Source organism: Actinoplanes sp. ATCC 53533, from assembly GCF_003947245.1.
Genome location: NZ_QHHV01000363.1, coordinates 1 through 3827, shown reverse-complemented (window position 1 = coordinate 3827; position 3827 = coordinate 1). Strand labels below are relative to the sequence as shown.

The 3827-nt window shown below is 69.5% G+C and carries 4 protein-coding genes; 3 read left to right on the top strand and 1 reads right to left on the bottom strand.

Translation table 11 applies throughout. The annotated features are described in order from the left end of the window. The coding region (locus DMB66_RS57255; protein ID WP_233625573.1) for a glycoside hydrolase family 76 protein at nucleotides 1-985 on the bottom strand (985 nt) is incomplete at its 3' end. Between the two features lie 62 nt (nucleotides 986-1047). On the opposite strand from DMB66_RS57255, the gene DMB66_RS57250 reads away from it, so the two are divergent. The 3 genes from DMB66_RS57250 (at nucleotide 1048) to DMB66_RS57240 (ending at nucleotide 3725) form a co-directional block, all read left to right on the top strand. Beyond that, on the top strand, nucleotides 1048-2016 hold the full coding sequence (locus DMB66_RS57250) for a Dyp-type peroxidase (RefSeq protein WP_199753252.1): 969 nt from the start codon (nucleotides 1048-1050) through the stop codon (nucleotides 2014-2016). Between the two features lie 79 nt (nucleotides 2017-2095). After that, a complete protein-coding gene (locus DMB66_RS57245) occupies nucleotides 2096-2965 on the top strand; it encodes a hypothetical protein (protein WP_125812368.1) in 870 nt (289 codons plus the stop codon). Nucleotides 2966-3173: 208 nt separating this feature from the next. After that, on the top strand, nucleotides 3174-3725 hold the full coding sequence (locus tag DMB66_RS57240; protein ID WP_233625574.1) for a transposase: 552 nt from the start codon (nucleotides 3174-3176) through the stop codon (nucleotides 3723-3725). Nucleotides 3726-3827: the final 102 nt, after the last annotated feature.

Below are 3827 nucleotides of genomic sequence, written 5' to 3'. Positions count from 1 at the left end.
GCCGGTGCCCTGGAACCAGGACCAGCCGGCCTGCGCGCGCTGGCCGGTAGACCGTGTCATTGGCGATCCGCTGGGACAGGGCGGCGTTCAGCTGGATGTACAGGCTGTTCGGAATGGCATTCTTGACCGTCTTGTCGGTCCGCCAGTAGACGCCGCCACCGCACCTGCTGTCCCAGTAACTGAACATGTGGTCGGCGTCGGCCCGGGCGGTGTTCAGGTAGCGGCTGTCGCCGGTCACGTCGTACGCGGCCACCCAGGCCAGCCCCCACCAGCCGGTATCGTCGAGGTATTCGTTGCGGAACTGTCCCTGCCGGGCGTTCACGTTCTTGTCGTAAGTAGCCGCGATCGCGTACTGGTAGCTACGCATGCCGCTGCGCCGAATGTTGTCGATGACCGCGGTGAGCGCGTTCGCGCCGGTCCACCAGCCGTTCGTGTCGAAGAGCCCGGTGCCGCGGTCGAAGCGCATCATGAGCGCGGTCGCCGCGGCGGTCCGCCGGTCCCAGGCATTCCAGGTGCTCCGGGCCCAGGCCGTGCAGACGATCTCGGCCCGGTCGCCGGCCTTTCCGCAGGCCCGCACCGCGCCGACGCCGGTGGCGTTCCAGTCGTCGACATTGACCATTCCGGTGCGCCGGCCGGTAGCCCCGGCCGGAATCGTCGTGAAGCCCAGCCGGCTGCCATCCGGCCAGGTGCGCCCGCCGTCGAAGGAACGGTCCAGCCACACCTCATCGCCGGGCTGGCCGTTCTCCACCGAACCCCAGGCCATCGCGTCGGTGTCGTTCACGTGCACCTTGAAGGCGCGGCCGTAGAGCGTGGTGGTCACCGGGACGCGGTCGGACGGGGACAAAGCCGGATCGCGGCCGTCGCAGTAGCGGTTGCAGACGGTGGCGGCTCGCGCCGCCGTAACGGTCTGCGCCTGGACCAGCGCGGTCGCCGCGACCATGAGCAGAGCACCGAGTGTTGCCGTCTTGCGACCGGATGGCGTCATACTGTTAACAAACTACATAGATAGGCGGTAGTCAATATCTTTCGCGAGGCTAAGATGCGCTGGTGACAGCGCCAAGATCGGTCGGACCCACCGTCAACAGTCAGGCGGTGCTCAGCCCGCTCACCGACGCGGCGATCTTCCTCGTCGCCACCGTGCGCGAGGACGGCGTCCCGGCGGTCCGTGACCTGCTGGAGGAGCTGAGCGCCTTGCAGCGGGCGGTCGGCTTCCGGGTGCCCGCCGCCGGGCTCTCCTGCGTGGCGGGCATCGGCTCGCAGCTGTGGGACAGGCTCTGCACCGGCCCACGGCCGGCGCAGCTGCACCCCTTCCGGCAGTGGAAGGGCAACCGGCACACCGCGCCCGCGACCCCCGGCGACCTGCTCTTCCACCTCCGCGCAAGCCAGATCGACGTCTGCTTCGAGCTGGCCGCGAAGATCGCCGAACGGCTGCGCGGCGCCGCCGACATCGTCGACGAGACCCACGGCTTCAAATACTTCGACGAACGGGACCTGCTGGGCTTCGTCGACGGCACCGAGAACCCGGTCGGCCCGGCGCTGTCCGACGCCGTGCTGGTCGGCGACGAGGACCCGGCGTTCGCCGGCGGCAGCTACGTCATGGTGCAAAAATACGTGCACGACATGGCGGCGTGGAACGAGCTGAGCGTCGAGCAGCAGGAGGCGGCAATCGGCCGAACCAAGCTCGACAACATCGAGCTCGCCGACAAGCCGGCGAACTCGCACGTCGCGCTCAACACCGTCGAAGACCCGGACGGCAACGAGCTGAAGATCCTGCGCGACAACATGCCGTTCGGTTCGGTCGCGGCCGGCGAATTCGGCACCTACTACATCGCGTACGCGGCCACCCCGGACGTGCCCGAGCTGATGCTGCGCCGGATGTTCCTCGGCGACCCGTACGGCAACCACGACCGCATCCTGGACTTCTCCACCGCCCGGACCGGCTCGCTGTTCTTCGCGCCGACCGGCGACTTCCTCGACGACCTGCCGCCGGCACCGCAAGCCACACCGTCCGCCTAACACGCGCACAGGCAGGTCATAGCGCGCCTGGCGACTCTTCTGGGTAGCACCACAGCTCAGGAGAGGGAGACCCGAACCGATGACCACAAACGACCACCCCACCGAAAGGTTCCGGGCCCCAGGGCTCGACGAGCCCACGATCGTCGACGTATACCCGGCGACGTCCCAGCCCCTGGCGCCCGGCACCGGCGGCCCGCCCGAGTGGACGCCGCCGGCGGGCACCGACCAGGCCACGGCGCAGCCGCCCGGTGCCGGCAAACCCAGGGTGAAGATCGCGGTGGCGGGTGCCATCGTCGCGGCGGTGGTCGCGACCGCCGGCATCACCGCGGCCGTGCTGGGCACGAACGACGGCGGCAGCGCCGCGACCACAGGCGGCCCGCCCGGCGCGACCGGCCAGGGCTTCGCCGGTGCCGGCGGCCAGGGCTCCACCGGCGGCCAGGCTCCCGGCGGCGGCCAGGCTCCCACCGGCGGCGGCCGGGGCGGTGGTCTCGGTGGCGGCGGAGGCACGGCGGCAGCCCTGCACGGCACATACGTGGTGTCGGACGGCAACGGCGGCTACGTCACGCAGGAGAGCCAGACCGGCACGGTGTCCGCGGTCAGCGCGACCTCGATAACGGTGAAGAGCGTGGACGGCTACAGCAAGACATACGTGGTCGGCACCTCGACCACGGTAGACAACGGCGCCGACCAGATCGCCGACGTGGCAACCGGCCACACCGTCCGCGTGGTGGCGACGGTCTCCGGCAACACGGCGACGGCCACGACGGTGACCGACACGAACCTCGCCACCACGACCCAGCAGGGCGGCACCCAGCAGGGCGGCACCCAGCAGGGCGGCACCCAGCAGGGCGGTGTCCCGGGCGGCGGTGGGCCGATGCAGGGCGGCACCCAGCAGCAGGGCACCCAGCCGGGCACGACGACCCAGGACGGCGCGGCCACCGGCACCTGACTGTAGGAACCTCCACGACGGTTGTTCTCCGGCACCGCCACATTCGGCCGGCGGGGGTAGTGGTGGTTGTTCGCCCTTTGCTCTGCTTCCCGACCCTGTTGCCTAATTCGCGGCGCGCCGGTTGTGGTCCGTGACGTGGTTGTTCTGCCCGGTGAGGATAGGTCGTCGTTGGTGGTTGGTGTCCTGGGTGAGGTGAGTAGCGGTGTCGATGCGTCCGCGTCCGTTGCCGGAGGTTGATGTGCAGACTGCGGTGGTGGCTAGGGCGGCGTTCAGGAAGCCGACGTTGGCGATGCGGGTGCGTGATGAGCTGGGTGAGGTCTTCACCGATGGGGCGTTCGTCGATGCGTTCGGGGTTCGTGGCAGGCCGGGGATCTCGCCGGGGCAGTTGGCGATGGTCACGGTGTTGCAGTTCGCGGAGAACCTCACCGACCGGCAGGCCGCTGACGCGGTCCGGGGGCGGATCGACTGGAAATACTGTTTGGGTTTGGTGTTGACGGATCCGGGTTTTGATTTCAGTGTGTTGTCACAGTTCCGGACCCGGTTGGTCACCCATGATCTGCAGGGTGTGGCGTTCCAGACTCTCCTGGACCGGCTGGTCGAGCAGGGCCTGGTCAAAGCCCGGGGTCGGCTGCGCACCGACGCGACGTATGTGATGGCCGCGGTTCGTGATCTCAACCGTCTGGAGATGGTCGGTGAGACGCTGCGGGCGGCCCTCGAAGCCCTGACGGTGGCGGCACCCCCCCCAGCGGTGGGCGGCTGAGCACGTCGACGCGGCGATGGTCCGACGATACGGTGCCCGGATCGATGAATGGCGGCTGCCGAAGGACCAGCCCGGCCGGCGGAACTCGCCGCCCAGGTCGGG

Bases quoted from the DNA above. Each gene is read 5' to 3' on its own strand.
- DMB66_RS57245 (WP_125812368.1), top strand. From the start codon at position 2,096: ATGACCACAAACGACCACCCCACCGAAAGGTTCCGGGCCCCAGGGCTC.
- DMB66_RS57240 (WP_233625574.1), top strand. From the start codon at position 3,174: ATGCGTCCGCGTCCGTTGCCGGAGGTTGATGTGCAGACTGCGGTGGTG.